We start from the raw sequence: 14,062 nt of genomic DNA on the forward strand, positions 1-14,062 counted from the left end.
GGCTGTCACGGGCGGTTCGGCAGACGCCGTCGCCGCTGTCCCGCCCCTGACAGGACAGCGGCGACGGCCCCGCTCCCGCCCCTCCCCGGCCCGGTCAGCCGAGCGCGGAGGTGGCGTACGCCTCGATGGCGTCCCGCTGGTACGCGGCCAGGCCCGGGGCGATCGCCTCGTACGCGGCGTGCCAGACGTCGTTGTCCACGCAGGCGCGCCCGATCGCGCGGTACTCCTCGGCCGAGACAGCACGCAGTTGTGTCAGCGCCCGGTACTGGGCCGCGATCTCTGTCTGTACGGGTTCGGCGTCGGCCCGGTGCCCGTCGGCCATCAGCTCGGCCAGCCGGATCATCTGCGCGGTGCGTTCGCGGTGTCCGGCATCGGCCTCGCCCTGGGTCATCGTCGCGGCCCGCCGTCCGACCTCCTCGGCAAGCTCGGGGAAGTCGCGCATGTTGTCCTCGTACTGGGAGGGCCGCACACCCTCGAACAGGTTCTCCGGTCGGTTGATGCTCATGGGTTTTCCGTCCCTTCTGGACTGATCCAGTTCGGCGATCGTGCGGGAGACGGTGCCGGCCAGGGCGTCGAGGCGGTCCCGCTCCTCCAGCAGCCTCCGGTGGTGACCGCGCAGGGCCTCCGCCTCGTCGACCTGCTCGTTCAGGATCCGGCCGGCTTCGGGCAGCCCGAGGCCGAGCGCCCGCAGCACGAGAATCTGTTGCAGCCGCAGGAGCTCGCGCTCGCCGTAGTGGCGGTAGCCGCCCGCGCCGATCCGGGCCGGCGGCAGCAGACCGATCTCGTCGTAGTGCCGCAGGGTCCGGGCCGTCACGCCCGACATCCGGGCGACCTCTGCGATCGGCCACTCCATGGCCCGCCCCTCACTCACGCATCGCCGGGCCGGTCTCTCCGGCCCTGATCAGGACGGTAGAAGCTGCCGCAACGGCAACCACAACCCCGGATTCCAGGCCGACCCGCTCCGGCAACCATGTGCACGACCCTCCCGACCCGCACCACCCGCGCCCCGCCACTCACCACTCGCACCCCGCATCATCCGCGCCCCGCACAAGCCGCCTGACCCGCACAATCGACAGAACCTATATAGCTCGCACAACTCGCACAACTCGCACGATCCTCACCAGCGCCGACGAGCCGGCTCTCCGGAAAGGTTCGGAGCGGGCATCCCTCCTCCCCCGGCACGGGGAGCCTGGCGCGCAGCGGACTCGCCGCTGTCACGCCATCGGCGGCCACACCCCGAAAGTGCGCACTCTTCAGCCGCCCGAAGTCGGCACACTTTATCTGGCGATATCCGCACATCTGAATCCGGAAGGAAAGATTCCAAGGCCACTCACCACCTCACGGACCGACTTCACAGAAACCAACCGACCCCGCCGGGAGTCCGGATCGAAAAGAGACAGGAATAGGCCATTCCGGTATTCGGGCCGAGCAGGGCACCCCTAATCAGTCGCCCAAAACAGAAGGAAGAGAGGGCGGTGACTCAGAGTCAGCGAATGAATCCAGCCAAACTGCCCTCATTCAATGTCCACCACATCAATTTGGCCAGAAGTAGGCCTAGCATGGCCCCCGAAAGCCTCCGCCGCGAGGAACTTCAGCTCCATCCGAGCTGAAGTATGACCATTCTTTGATGGGACAACTCAGCAATGAGATCGAAGCGCATAGCCAAGGCAATCACCGCCTTCGCCGTAGCCGCCGGTACCGGACTGGCCCTGGCATCGCCGGCCGCGGCCTCGGCAGATCCGACCACAAGCTGCGGAGACATATCAGCGCACGGATACTGCATAGTCCTTTACTACAACAGCGGAAAGCAGGGTTCGAGCGTTTCCTACTGGGGTGGCCAGAGGAGCGATTTCGCGGGAGACAAGTTCCTGACGACCGGAGCAGGTAAGGGCACGGCCGTGAAGAACAACGCGGCCTCGGCCAAGTACTTGTCGATCTTCTCGGACTGGGGAACCGTTTACTACAACAGCGGCGGCCAAGGTCCGTGCGACTCGATCGCCGCCAACCATTCGGCCAGCAGGCTGGTGAATACGTACAACGAGAACGCGTCGTACTTCCCGACCAACAGCAAGCCGTCCGGCTGCTACGCGTTCTGACGCACCCCTGAAGCGCCGCAACTTTCCGCGTATTCCACATGCGACTGCCCCGGACCGGTGCTGGACGACCCCGGGCAGATGACGTTCTGATTTCACCAGCAGGTTATTCGTCGGCCAGAAATGGGCCGACTGCGGGATGTGCCCCGACCTGCCGTAGCCGCCGTCCGGACAGCCCGTACAGGCTGCCGCGGCGGCTACGTGCGCTCCGGCCCGAAGTGACTCGATCATTCCCATGGCGCAAGGGGTTCAGCGAGAATGTCCCAGACAACGTCCCTGACAACATCCGAGGAAACGCCCGAAGGAACGCCCGCGAGAACATCTCGGAGAACGCACCGTCCCGGCAGGCCGGATCATGCACGACGGATTGCCGTCATGGCGATATCGTCAGGAATGCTCTTCCTGACCGTCTCGTGCGGGGAAGCCGGAGACCGGGCGGACAGCACGAACTCACCGGCACCCAAGAGCGATACGCCGTCGCAGTCGGCCGAGGACGGACCTTCCTTCCAGTTGCCCATATCTCACTACAGTTTCACGACGGACGAAAGCGTGCTGCTCTCGAAGGCCGAGAGCCTGGCAACCGCACAGTGCATGGCTCGGTTCGATCTTCCCTACACACCCGTACGCCCCCGCCTCGCATCCGGATCCGATCGGCGTTACGGAATCACGAGCACAAAAGAGGCCAAAGAGCTCGGATATCATCAACCATCGACTCCCACAGCAACGAATAAAGCCCTTCCGCAGCGTGAACTACTGGTCCTCATGGGAAGTCTGCACCCGGAGCAGGAACCCGTAGGCACACAGGTGGTGGAAGTGGGCGGGAAGCGGGTCCCCGTTCCGGCCGGTGGATGCGCGGGCGAGGCCGCCGGCTCCCTGCGCGGAATCTCCATGGATTCCAAGGGTGCCGCAACCGCCCAGAATATCGCCCTCACGGGCTTCAAGGAGTCCCTTGCCGACCCTGAAGTGGTTTCCGTCCTGAAGCACTGGTCACAATGCATGGCAGAGAAGGGGTTCACATATTCTTCCCCCCTGGATCCGGCCAATGAATTCGCGGGGAAGCCGGCTGCCTCTGCGGAGGAGAAGCGACTGGCACTCGCCGACATCGGCTGCAAGCAGAAGACCGACCTCGTGCGAGTCTGGGTCGGAGTGGAATCCGCCATCCAAGAGGCCAAAATCGCAGAGAACATGAAAGATCTCACCGATCTCAAGAATCTCCATGCTTCTCAGATGAAGACTGCCCGCTCGATCATCGCGAAGAGTGGCGCATGAACGACACCCGTTGACGCGTTTCGCGCCGATCAGGTCCGCGTGAACCGCCGAAGCTGTTCCCTTTCTCTGCTCCGCCGCCCCCGCAGCTGATGCACCTGCCGGCATTCCCCATGGGCACGGCAGTCCGGATACCGAGGTCCGCCGGCAGCGGCCCCGGCCGCGAGCACGAGACACAGGGCGATAGCGCCGGGACGCCCCCGCCCGAGCATGGGCCCGCGCACCCACACCATGACCGGGGGCACGAAAGCCCGGCAGGCCCTTCGCTTTGCCGACCGGGCTCATCAAGGGCACGGCGGGGCGGGGCGCCGCGACCATATGGCCGGAGCCGACGGGAGTCCCTCCCCTTTCGGCCACGCACAAAGCCTCCACATCCACCACACCCACGGCCCGGGGCCGCACACCGCGCCGCGGCGACCTGGGGGCGCGACGTACCCGCCTGACGGAGCACCGCCTCAGCCGCCAAGAGATCCAGCGCCCACGCCTGACAGCGCCCCACCTCGGCACCACCTCACCCCTCCCCTCGGCCCCACCTCGGCACCACCTCGCCCCTCCCCTCGGCCCCACCTCGGCACCACCTCACCCCTCCCCTCGGCCCCACCTCGGCCCTGCCTGGCCCCCCACCTCGCCCCCGCCTCGGCGCCACCCGCCCTGCCGGATCTCTTGACGTGCCCCTGACTGAATGGCTTCATGGGAGCGCGCAAATGTGGGAGCGCTCCCACCACCCCAAGGCAAGCCTGTCGATGCTCAGTTCCTGATTCGCCCACCCCTCTGGAGCCGCAGTGAGAACAGCACGGAGCACAGCGAGAAGCTCAAGCCACAAGAGTCCCGTCACCGTCCTCCTGACCGTCCTGGCCACCGTCCTCGGGCTCCTCGCCCTCGGCGGTCTCGCCCCGGCACAGGCCACCACCGCGCAGCCAGTCACCACCGGGCAGGCCGCCACCGCCGCCGCGACCGGGCTGCACATCAGCGACGGCCGACTGGTCGAGGGCAACGGCAACGACTTCGTCATGCGCGGGGTCAACCACGCCCACACCTGGTACCCCGGCGAGACCCAGTCGCTGGCCGACATCAAGGCGACGGGCGCCAACACCGTCCGTGTCGTTCTCTCCGACGGCTTCCGCTGGAGCAAGAACGGCCCCGACGACGTGGCCGCCGTCATCGCCCAGTGCAAGGCCAACCGGCTCATCTGCGTACTCGAGGTGCACGACACCACGGGTTACGGGGAGGACTCCGCCGCCGGCACGCTCGATCACGCCGCCGACTACTGGATCAGCCTGAAGGACGTCCTCGCCGGCCAGGAGGACTACGTCATCATCAACATCGGCAACGAGCCCTGGGGCAACACCGACCCCGCGGGCTGGACCGCGCCCACGACCACCGCGATCCAGAAGCTGCGCGCCGCCGGGTTCGCCCACACGATCATGGTGGACGCCCCCAACTGGGGCCAGGACTGGCAGGGCGTCATGCGGGACAACGCCCAGACCGTCTACGACGCCGACACCACCGGCAACCTGATCTTCTCGATCCACATGTACAGCGTCTACAACACCGCCCAGAAGGTCACCGACTACCTGAACTCCTTCGTCGACGCCGGACTGCCGCTCCTCATCGGGGAGTTCGGAGGACCGGCCGACCAGTACGGGGACCCGGACGAGGACACCATGATGGCCGAGGCCGAGCGGCTGAAGCTCGGCTACATCGCCTGGTCCTGGAGCGGCAACACCGACCCGATCCTGGACCTGACGATCGGCTTCGACCCCACGCAGCTCAGCTCCTGGGGTGAGCGCATCTTCCACGGCGCCAACGGCATCGCCCAGACCTCCCGCGAGGCCACCGTCTTCGGCGGCGGCACCTCGGGGGACACCGAGGCCCCGACCGCGCCCGGCACCCCGGCCGCCTCCGCGGTAACGGCCAACTCCGCCACCCTGACCTGGGCCGCGTCGTCCGACAACGTTGCCGTGACCGGGTACGACGTCGTCCGCGTCAGCGGCACCACGGAGACGGCCGTCGTCTCCTCCACCACCAACTCCGTCGCCGTCACCGGTCTCACCGCCGACACCGCGTACACGTTCGCCGTCTACGCGCGCGACGCCGCCGGCAACCGTTCGGCGCGTTCGGCCACGGCGAGCGTCACCACGGACGAGGGCGGCACCACCCCGGGCGTCGGCTGCTCCGTCGGCTACCGCGTCGTCGGCGAGTGGTCGGGCGGTTTCCAGGGCGAGATCACCATCCGCAACACCGGCACCACCGCCATTGACGGCTGGACGCTGGGCTTCGCCTTCGCCAACGGCCAGACCGTCACCAACATGTGGGGCGGGACCCCCACGCAGACCGGCGGTTCGGTGAGCGTGGCCCCCGCTTCGTACACCTCCACGATCGCCGCGAACGGCTCGGTGACCGTCGGCTTCACCGGCAGCCAGAGCGGTACGAACGCGGCCCCGTCCGCGTTCACCCTGAGCGGCGCGACCTGCGCCGCCGCCTGACGCCGCACGGCTGCGCAGACACCGTACGGACGTGAGGGCATGTCGACGCAGCGGCACGAAGGTCCGACGGCCCGACGGCCCGACGGCCCGACGGCCCGACGACAGAAGGACATGCCGGCACGAGGACCGGTCGTGAGGCCATGAGACCGTGACACCGGCCGTCCGGGCAACCGCCCCGGGCGGCCGGTGTCACGACCGGCCGGTGTCACGGCTCCAGGAGGACGAGGGCGGGCCGGAGTGCCCCCTCGCGTGCGCGGCTCGCCGAGCCGCCCCGACCGGTCAGTCGTCCACGGTGACGGTGAGCTTGGTGGTGGCGCACTCGTACGTGAGGATCACCGCGCCGCTGCCGAGGACCTGGTGGTCCGTGAGCGTCCAGCTGTTCGGGTTGAACCCGACGTTGCCGGAGAACAGCGGGATACCCGCACCGAGCGTCAGCGGGGCCATCTTGACGATGAGCGTATCGATCTCGTCGTACAGCGCGCCGGCCAGTTCGCCGCCGCCGATCAGCCAGATGTCCTTGCCCTCCTCCTGCTTCAACTCCCGTACCCGAGCCACCGGATCGGTGGCGACGATCTCCACGGCGGGGTCGGGGCTCTCCCCCAGCGTGCGGGAGAACACCAGGTGCCGCAGGTGGGGGTACGCGTCGGTGACGCCCGCCCGCAGGCCGATCTCGTACGACCGCCGGCCCTCGACGGCGGTGTCGAAGTGCGTGCCCGGCGCGGTGATCGAGAGAGCGGTGCGGGCCGGTCCCGGCAGGGTCTCCGGGTACGCGTCGATCAGGTGCGCGACGTAGTCGTCCGGGATCGGCCAGAACCCGTCCGGGCCGCTGGGGTCGGCGCCGTCCGGCCCGGCGATGAAGCCGTCGAGGGTGGAGGCGATGAAGTAGACGAGCTTGCGCACGAAGGTCCTTTCGTTCCATACGAGGCCACAGCCGGGTTCGACGGCTGTCGAGGACTGTTGAGCTGTCGAGGGCTGTCGAGGGCTGCCATCGATCCTTGGCGACCGCCGACCGCCGACCGCCGACCGCCGACCGTCATGATCGGACAAGCGTTCCCGCAGCACAACGGGAACAGCCTCTCCTGCGTGAGGCCGCGTTACCGCGTCGGCCCCGGTGCGGCATGAGTGGCGCGCGGCCAACGCCCCTGTGGAGCGCGCGTCCTGCGGCCCAGCATTTTGTATAGGGTGCCGTTTCTACAGCAGCGCTCTTCGGGGGAGATACGAGTTCATGAGCGGCCATCAGCCACACCGGGGCAGCGCCTCCCAGGTCTTCCAGCCACTGTCGGGCGACGACCCGGCCACCATCGCCGGGTACCGTCTCGCCGCCAAGCTCGGTGCGGGCGGCATGGGCAAGGTGTATCTGTCGTACACGCCCGGCGGCCGGCCCGTCGCCATCAAGGTGATCCGGCCCGAGTTCGGCGAAGACCCGGAATTCCGGCGGCGGTTCACGCAGGAGGTGCAGTCCGCACAGCGGGTGCAGGGGCTGTTCACCGCGCCCGTCATCGACGCCGACACGGACAGCGCGCAGCCGTGGCTCGCCACCGCGTATGTGCCGGGGCCCTCGCTCGCCGACGCGGTCGTCGCGCACGGGGCACTGCCGGTCGAGACCGTGCTGCTGCTGATCGCCGGTATGGCGGAGGCTCTGCACGTCATTCACGGGGCGGGCATCGTGCACCGCGACCTCAAGCCGTCGAACGTACTGCTCGCGGCCGACGGGCCGCGCGTCATCGACTTCGGCATCGCGTACGCGGCCGACGCGACCTCGCTCACCGGCAGCGGCGTCACCATCGGCACACCGTCGTTCATGGCCCCGGAGCAGGCGGCGGGGCGCCGGGTCACCGCGGCCACCGACATCTTCGCGCTCGGCCAGGTCGCGGCGTACGCGGCCACCGGGTCACCGGCCTTCGGCGAGGGGACCTCGCACGGAGTGCTCTACCGGATCGTCCACGAGGAGCCGGACCTCACAGGTGTCCCGGAACGGCTGATGGAGCTCGTCAGCCGCTGCCTGGCCAAGGAGGCGGAGGCCAGGCCCTCGGTCGCCGAGGTCATCACGCTGTGCCAGACCGCGAACGCGGAGACGGTGCTGCGGCGCCCCGAGGACTGGCTGCCGAGCCCGGTCGCCGCCGACATCACCGTACGGGCGGCTGCCCCGGCACCGGTCCAGACCCCGCCGCCTCCGGCCGCCGCCCCGGCCGTCGCCCCGTCGGTCGGCTATTCGCCCACGGCGCCCGCCCCGAGCACCCCGCCCCCCGGATACGGTCCGCCCGTCACCCCGCCTCCCGGGTACGGTCCGCCCGTCACTCCGTCGGCCGGCCAGTCGCCGCAGACCCCGCACACCCCGTATCCGCAGACCCCGAATCCGGTTCAGGGGCAAGGAGCGGGACAGGGGCAGGAACACGGACAGGCCCCGCAGCCGCAGCCGTATCCGCACGCGCAGACTCCATCCACATCCCCCTCCGCATCCCCCTCCCCGTCCACGGGCGCGGGCGCGTATCCGGTGCAGGCCCAGACGCACCCCGGGCATCTGCCGCCCCAGGGACCTGCCGCGCCCCAGCCCGCCAAGCGCCGCGGCGGCCGGATCGCCGCCCTCGCCCTCGCCGCGGCGCTCGTCGTCGGTGTGACGGGCGGCGGAACGGCGTACCTCCTGCTGAAGGACGACGACGGGAAGTCGTCGCAGAGCAGCGAATCGCCCAAGGACAAGAGCACCCCCCGGCAGGGCGGTTCGTCGCCCGCCGCCGGCACGGAGGACAACGGCGGGCCGGGAGACGGGGGCGCAGGGACCGATCCGATGCCTTCCGCCAAGGGGGACCCCGAGGCCGAGGTGTTCACCGGCATCAACCTCACCTCCGGGTACAACCTGACGCTCGAGGACAACGAACTCAAGCCGAAGGAGGGCGAGAACGGTGATTCCCAGCTGATCTACTTCAGCACCGGCGGTCACCTCGACGCGGACACCGACGGGACCCTGGTGCGACTCGACGCGGGCCAGGCGGGGTCACTCGCGGTCTGCCGCGCGGAGACCCGGTTCGCCACGAGCATCTACGTGGACAAGCTCTCCAAGGACCGCCAGGTCTGCATCACCACGGGGTCGGGGCACATGGCCCTCCTGACCTACCAGGGCCACTCGTCCGACGACTCGCCCAGTACGTACATCACGGTGGACGTGACCGTCTGGCGCAACGCGGCGGGCTGACCCGGTGTTCGCGGGGTGGGGTCCGGGACGTCCGTCCCGGACCCCACCCCGTTCGCCCGCTCCGGACCGCGGTGGGCCGAGTGGGCCGACGCGGCCGGGCGTGCGGAGGGCCGGGGGCGGCGGCCCCGCTCGTCAGCGGTAGTCCTCCGGATGGCCCTGCATCCACGCGTTGACGCGGTCACGCGTGCCGATCAGCTGCTCGCGGTGCTTCTCCAGGTTGGCCGTGGAGCTGTCGCCGGCCAGCGCGGTTCGCAGTGCGCCGATCCGGGCCAGCGGCTCCTTGAAGTGGTGCGGTCCGTCGTCCCCGGCCCTCATCGACCTGTCCAGGCGGTTCAGTTCGTCGTTCACCCGGCCGAGGAAGTAGGCGCAGTTCGCGCCTCCGGGGGTGCAGCCGTCCTGGTACGTGGCCTGAAGGCCGGCGAAGGCATCGGGTACGCGAGCGGGCCTGCGGGCTGCCGCGTCCAGCTCCGCCTGTTCATCGGCGCTCGCCTTCTCCGCCGCCGACGCCTCGTCCTTCGCCATCTGAACGGCCGCCGCCGACGCGTTCGCCGATGGTGCCACGTACGGGACATCGCCCCCGGGCCCCTGCGACGTGCTCGCCTCGGTGCAGCCGGCCAGGGTGCCCACCAGGGCTACGGCCGTCATGGCCAGTACGGCAGTGGACATGCGGATACGAACAGACATGTGAGGCCCCCCTCGTCGGCTGGCCCAGACCATACCTCTCCGCCTCACGCCCTGTCCGACACCCCCACCCCGCCCCGCACGGGACGTTTCCGCGCTCAGCCCGTGATCAGCCGCTGGAGCGCCGGCGCGTACAGGTCCGCGATGCGCTCCGGCGTCGCGGACGCCCCCGCGCCCTCGCGGTGGAGGCTGAGCGTCGCGCCGAGGCCCAGGAGGTGGCCGGCCAGGAGTTCGGCGCGCAGGGCGCGGTCGTGGCCGGGGAGCCGGGCGGTCAGGGCGTCGGTGACCTGTTCGTGGAAGCGGTCCCGGAGCAGGGAGCGTTCGTCCTGGTTGCCGAGGGAGAAGACGACGCGCAGAAGCGGGTCCGACGTGAACGCGCGGCGGTACGTCACCAGAGCGACGACCATGTGGCGGCCCAGGACGTCGAGCGGGGCGTCGAGGAGTTCGGCGGCCGCCGGGCCGAAGTCGGCCACGGTGTTGAAGAGTTCCTCCTTGCGGCCGAAGTGCTTGACCACGAGGGACGGGCTCACACCGGCGTCCGCCGCGATCTGCCGGATGGTCACCTCGGCGTACGGGCGCCTGGTGAACGCCCGTCGCGCGGCGAGAAGGATCGCGTCCCGGCCGCTGCCCGCCTCCGCGGGTACGGGGGCCGTCGCGGTAGCCTGGCCGCCGGTCATGCGCCCTCCTGGAGTTCTGCCGTCCGCACACCCTCCTCGCGGGTGTCCGGTGCCTTGCGGCTCTCCTCGACCGTACCCGCACCGGCCGGCTTCCGGCCCGGCAGGAACAGCGTGACGGCCAGGGCCGCGAGTGCCGCGCCCGCCGCGATGACGAAGACCAGCTGGTACGCGTGGAGCGTCGGGGCGGTCCTGCCGCCCGCCCGGAAGGTGAAGCCGGCCAGGACCGCGGCGACCGTCGCACTGCAGAAGGCCTGCCCGATCGACCGCATGAGGGTGTTCAGACCGTTGGCCGCGCCCGTCTCACTGACCGGGACTCCGCGCATCACGAGGGCGGGCAGCGCCGAGTACGCGATGGCCGTGCCCGCGGCGACGACCGTGGCGCCCGCGACGATCAGCCACAGGCTGTGACTGGTGAAGTACCGGACCCCGTAGCCGACGGCGATGACCCCGGAGGCGAGCGCGAGGCTGACCTTGGGGCCGTGCTGGGCGGAGATCCGGGCCGAGACGGGCGACAGGGCCACCATCGCCACCCCGCCCGGCAGCAGGCACAGTCCGCTGACGACGAGCGAGGCGCCGAGCCCGTAACCGGTGGACTTCGGCTCCTGCACCATCTGGGCGGTGACCAGCGAGTTCGCGTAGAACGCGAAGCCGATCAGCAGCGCGGCGACGTTGGTGAGCAGGACGGCCGGACGCGCCGAGATCCTCAGGTCGACCATGGGCGTCGCCGCGCGGAGCTCGTACACGCCCCAGAGCAGGGCCACGACCACGGCCGTCGCGAGCAGCCCCACCGTCCGTACCGAGCCCCAGCCCCAGTCGGCGCCCTGGGTGACCGCGAGCAGCAGGCAGACGAGCGCGGCGGACAGGCCCAGCGCACCGACCGCGTCGAAACGGCCGCGGGAGCGCAGGGGGGATTCCGGTACACAGCGCAGCACCAGTGCGATGTCGATGAGTCCGATCACGCCGGAGACCCAGAACATGGTGTGCCAGTCGAAGTTCTCCACGACGAGGGCCGCGACGGGCAGGCCGACCGCGGCGCCGATCCCCAGGGTCGAGCTCATCAGCGCGACGGCGGACAGGACCCGCTCGGGCGGCAGTTCGTCGCGCAGGATGCTGATGCCCAGCGGTACGACGGCGATCGCCGCACCCTGAAGGGCGCGGCCGGTGATCAGTACCCCGATGTGGGAGCTGACCGCGCACAGCACCGAGCCCACGACCAGCACTCCGAGCGAGGCCACCAGCACCCGGCGTTTTCCGTACATGTCACCGACCCGGCCGAGGACCGGGGTGAAGACCGCACCGGTGAGGAGGGTGACGGTGACCAGCCAGCTCGCGGCTGTCGGCGTGGCACCGGTCAGCTCGGGGATGTGCGGGAGCAGCGGGACGACGATCGTCTGCATGACCGCGACGACCACCCCGCAGAAGGCCAGCACGCCGACGGCGAAGCGGGGGTGCGGCGCCCGGACGTCGGGGGTCGCGGGGGCGGCTGGGACCGGTATGTCCGCGGGCATGTGTCTCCGTACGGTGCTCGGCTGCCGGAAGGCATGGGGGTGCACGTTTGTTCACCCCTATGGTAAACGCCTGTGCACCCCCTCGGCGGCGGAACGCCGGAAAGCCGCGTTAGCCTCGGTCCCGGGAGCCGGTACGGGCGATACGCCGCGCGTACGGCGATATCTACGAGAAGGCTGAGGTGGCTGCGATGGCGAAGGTTCCGGCAGCGGCGGTGGCGGCGGGCGGACTGGTCGGCGGTTACGCCGTGGCGCGGTGGACCCGGAAGCGTCCGCTGGGCGGGGTGGCGCTCGCCGCGGCGGGCGGCGTCGCGGCGTACGAGTGGAACCGGCAGGCGGGGCCGCGCGCCGCCGCCGCGCTGACCACCGCCTATGTGGCCGCCTTCGCGGGGTCGCACCCCCTGGCGAAGAAGGTCGGCGCCTGGCCCGCGGTGTTCATCGTGGCGGGCACGGTGGCCGCCGCGTCCTGGGCCGTCACCCGCCGCGCGGCCTGAGCGGTCCGGGCGCCCTCAGCGGTCCGGGCGGCATGGGGGCCTATGCGGCTGCCTGGCGGGATGTTCCGTACGTTCGTTCCGTACGGGGCCGGGTTCACGCCCGTACGGAACACCGCCCCCGGCCGCTCGTGCCTCCGGCCCTCGGCCCCCCGGCCTCAGGCCCCGAACGCCCGCGACACCGAATAGATCACCAGCCCCGCCAGCGCACCCACCACCGTGCCGTTGATCCGGATGAACTGAAGGTCACGGCCGATGTGGGCCTCGATCTTCTTCGACGTCTGGTCCGCGTCCCAGCCGGCCACCGTGTCGCTGATCAGCGAGGTGATCTCCGCCCGGTACGTCGTCACGACATACACCGCCGCGTCCTCCACCCAGCCCTCCAGCTTCGCCTGGAGCCGCCCGTCCGTCGCCAGCCTGGCGCCCAGGGCCATCAGCGAGGCGCGCGCCCGCAGCCGCAGCTCGCTCCGCTCGTCCTCCGCCGCCGCGATCACCATCGTGCGGACGGACGACCAGGCCGAGGCGATGACGTCCTGGACCTCGCCGCGCCCCAGGATCTCCGACTTCAGCCGCTCCACCCGGGCCCTGGTCTCCGAGTCCGTCTGGAGATCCGCGGCGAAGTCCGTGAGGAAGGTGTCGATCGAAGCGCGTGCCGGATGCCCCGGCATGTCACGCATCTCCGTGACGAACCGCAGCAGTTCCTTGTAGACCCGCTCGCCCACCCGCTTGTCGACGAACCGGGGGGTCCAGCCCGGCGCACCGCCCTGCACCGCGTCCATCACCGAGTCGTTGTGCTCCACCAGCCAGTCGTGCGCCCGCACACAGACCAGGTCCACCACCTTGCGGTGGCCGCCGTCCGCGACGATCTTCTCCAGCATCTTCCCGAGGCCGGGACCGACCTCCACCGCGTTCGCCCGCCGGGTGATCGCCTCACCCACCACTGCCTGCACATCCGCGTCACGGAGTACGGTCAGCGCACCCCGCAACGCGGTCGACAGCTCGGCCGTGACCCGGTCCGCGTGCTCCGGCTCCGCGAGCCAGGCACCCAGCCGCCCCCCGATGGACAGCGAGTGGATCCGGTCGCGGACCACCCCGCCCGACAGAAAGTTCTCGCCGACGAAGGAACCGAGTGAGGCCCCCAGCTGGTCCTTCTTCGTGGGAATGATGGCGGTGTGCGGAATCGGCAGTCCGAGCGGACGCTTGAAGAGGGCCGTGACGGCGAACCAGTCAGCCAGCGCACCCACCATGCCCGCCTCGGCGGCCGCTGCGACGAAGCCCGGCCAGCCGCCCACACCCTCGTTCTTCGCCCAGGTGGCGAGGACGTACACGAGCGCGACCAGCAGAAGGAGGCCGGTGGCCGTGGTCTTCATACGGCGTACGCCACGCCGCTTCTCCTCGTCCGCCGCGGTGTACGCGAACGAGGCGAGGGACGCCGACGGGCGGGCGCCCGGCCGTCGTCCGGGCCCCGTGCCCGGGCCGCCCGCGCCCGTGCCGGTGCCGGCCGCCGCGTCCTCGTCCGTGCCTTCGATCCGTTCCATCCGCTCCACCCGTCCGCGTAACCGTCACCCCCGGCGCCCCGTAGGCATTCTCTACAAAGCGTCCTGACTGACCTACTCCCGGGCCGCATGTCGAGTTCCCCGCGCTCTGCCGCATCATGGTTGCGGCCCGCTTAC

General features: G+C 70.2%; 11 protein-coding genes. 5 read left to right on the plus strand and 6 right to left on the minus strand.

Features of this window, described 5'->3' with window-relative positions:
• Window positions 1-94: 94 nt before the first annotated feature.
• Window positions 95-853, minus strand: a complete 759-nt coding sequence (locus ACZ4LX_RS15085; RefSeq protein WP_467643862.1) for a MerR family transcriptional regulator — start codon at window positions 851-853, stop codon at window positions 95-97.
• 1,045 nt (window positions 854-1,898) lie between these two features.
• On the opposite strand from ACZ4LX_RS15085, the gene ACZ4LX_RS15090 reads away from it, so the two are divergent.
• From ACZ4LX_RS15090 to ACZ4LX_RS15100, 3 genes are all read left to right on the plus strand, one after another.
• Entirely contained in the window at window positions 1,899-2,096 is a 198-nt protein-coding gene (locus tag ACZ4LX_RS15090; protein WP_467643865.1) for a hypothetical protein, read from the plus strand.
• Window positions 2,097-2,486: 390 nt separating this feature from the next.
• Window positions 2,487-3,362, plus strand: coding sequence for a hypothetical protein (locus ACZ4LX_RS15095; RefSeq protein ID WP_467643868.1), 876 nt, complete (start codon window positions 2,487-2,489; stop codon window positions 3,360-3,362).
• A gap of 779 nt (window positions 3,363-4,141) precedes the next feature.
• Window positions 4,142-5,845: a cellulase family glycosylhydrolase gene (locus tag ACZ4LX_RS15100; protein ID WP_467643870.1), complete on the plus strand. Its 1,704-nt coding sequence runs from the start codon at window positions 4,142-4,144 to the stop codon at window positions 5,843-5,845.
• Between the two features lie 279 nt (window positions 5,846-6,124).
• On the opposite strand, the gene ACZ4LX_RS15105 is transcribed toward ACZ4LX_RS15100, so the two are convergent.
• The gene (locus ACZ4LX_RS15105) at window positions 6,125-6,745 is read right to left on the minus strand and encodes a dihydrofolate reductase family protein (protein ID WP_467643872.1); all 621 of its coding nucleotides are present in this window, start codon (window positions 6,743-6,745) and stop codon (window positions 6,125-6,127) included.
• Between the two features lie 325 nt (window positions 6,746-7,070).
• Here ACZ4LX_RS15105 and ACZ4LX_RS15110 point away from each other — a divergent pair, with 325 nt between their 5' ends.
• Window positions 7,071-9,035 carry a serine/threonine-protein kinase gene (locus ACZ4LX_RS15110; RefSeq protein ID WP_467643875.1) on the plus strand — a complete coding sequence of 655 codons (1,965 nt, stop codon included), beginning with the start codon at window positions 7,071-7,073 and terminating at the stop codon, window positions 9,033-9,035.
• Window positions 9,036-9,167: 132 nt separating this feature from the next.
• On the opposite strand, the gene ACZ4LX_RS15115 is transcribed toward ACZ4LX_RS15110, so the two are convergent.
• The 3 genes from ACZ4LX_RS15115 to ACZ4LX_RS15125 form a co-directional block, all read right to left on the minus strand.
• Window positions 9,168-9,719, minus strand: coding sequence for a hypothetical protein (locus ACZ4LX_RS15115; protein ID WP_467643878.1), 552 nt, complete (start codon window positions 9,717-9,719; stop codon window positions 9,168-9,170).
• A 95-nt stretch (window positions 9,720-9,814) separates the two neighbouring features.
• The gene (locus ACZ4LX_RS15120; protein WP_467643880.1) at window positions 9,815-10,393 is read right to left on the minus strand and encodes a TetR/AcrR family transcriptional regulator; all 579 of its coding nucleotides are present in this window, start codon (window positions 10,391-10,393) and stop codon (window positions 9,815-9,817) included.
• Entirely contained in the window at window positions 10,390-11,901 is a 1,512-nt protein-coding gene (locus tag ACZ4LX_RS15125) for an MFS transporter (RefSeq protein WP_467643883.1), read from the minus strand. The genes ACZ4LX_RS15120 and ACZ4LX_RS15125 overlap by 4 nt, the downstream gene beginning before the upstream one ends.
• 188 nt (window positions 11,902-12,089) lie before the next feature.
• Here ACZ4LX_RS15125 and ACZ4LX_RS15130 point away from each other — a divergent pair, with 188 nt between their 5' ends.
• On the plus strand, window positions 12,090-12,392 hold the full coding sequence (locus tag ACZ4LX_RS15130; RefSeq protein WP_467643886.1) for a hypothetical protein: 303 nt from the start codon (window positions 12,090-12,092) through the stop codon (window positions 12,390-12,392).
• Between the two features lie 155 nt (window positions 12,393-12,547).
• Here the strand turns inward: ACZ4LX_RS15130 and ACZ4LX_RS15135 are convergent, their stop codons facing one another.
• A complete protein-coding gene (locus ACZ4LX_RS15135) occupies window positions 12,548-13,927 on the minus strand; it encodes a DUF445 domain-containing protein (RefSeq protein ID WP_467643888.1) in 1,380 nt (459 codons plus the stop codon).
• Window positions 13,928-14,062 lie beyond the last annotated feature (135 nt).

It is taken from the genome of Streptomyces sp. NPDC026062, from assembly GCF_055568375.1.

What these genes read in the sequence shown, in the direction of transcription:
- ACZ4LX_RS15135 (WP_467643888.1), bottom strand. Translation starts at nt 13,927, where the DNA reads ATGGAACGGATCGAAGGCACGGACGAGGACGCGGCGGCCGGCACCGGC.
- ACZ4LX_RS15125 (WP_467643883.1), bottom strand. Translation starts at nt 11,901, where the DNA reads ATGCCCGCGGACATACCGGTCCCAGCCGCCCCCGCGACCCCCGACGTC.
- ACZ4LX_RS15130 (WP_467643886.1), top strand. Translation starts at nt 12,090, where the DNA reads ATGGCGAAGGTTCCGGCAGCGGCGGTGGCGGCGGGCGGACTGGTCGGC.
- ACZ4LX_RS15110 (WP_467643875.1), top strand. Translation starts at nt 7,071, where the DNA reads ATGAGCGGCCATCAGCCACACCGGGGCAGCGCCTCCCAGGTCTTCCAG.
- ACZ4LX_RS15115 (WP_467643878.1), bottom strand. Translation starts at nt 9,719, where the DNA reads ATGTCTGTTCGTATCCGCATGTCCACTGCCGTACTGGCCATGACGGCC.
- ACZ4LX_RS15120 (WP_467643880.1), bottom strand. Translation starts at nt 10,393, where the DNA reads ATGACCGGCGGCCAGGCTACCGCGACGGCCCCCGTACCCGCGGAGGCG.
- ACZ4LX_RS15085 (WP_467643862.1), bottom strand. Translation starts at nt 853, where the DNA reads ATGGAGTGGCCGATCGCAGAGGTCGCCCGGATGTCGGGCGTGACGGCC.
- ACZ4LX_RS15095 (WP_467643868.1), top strand. Translation starts at nt 2,487, where the DNA reads ATGCTCTTCCTGACCGTCTCGTGCGGGGAAGCCGGAGACCGGGCGGAC.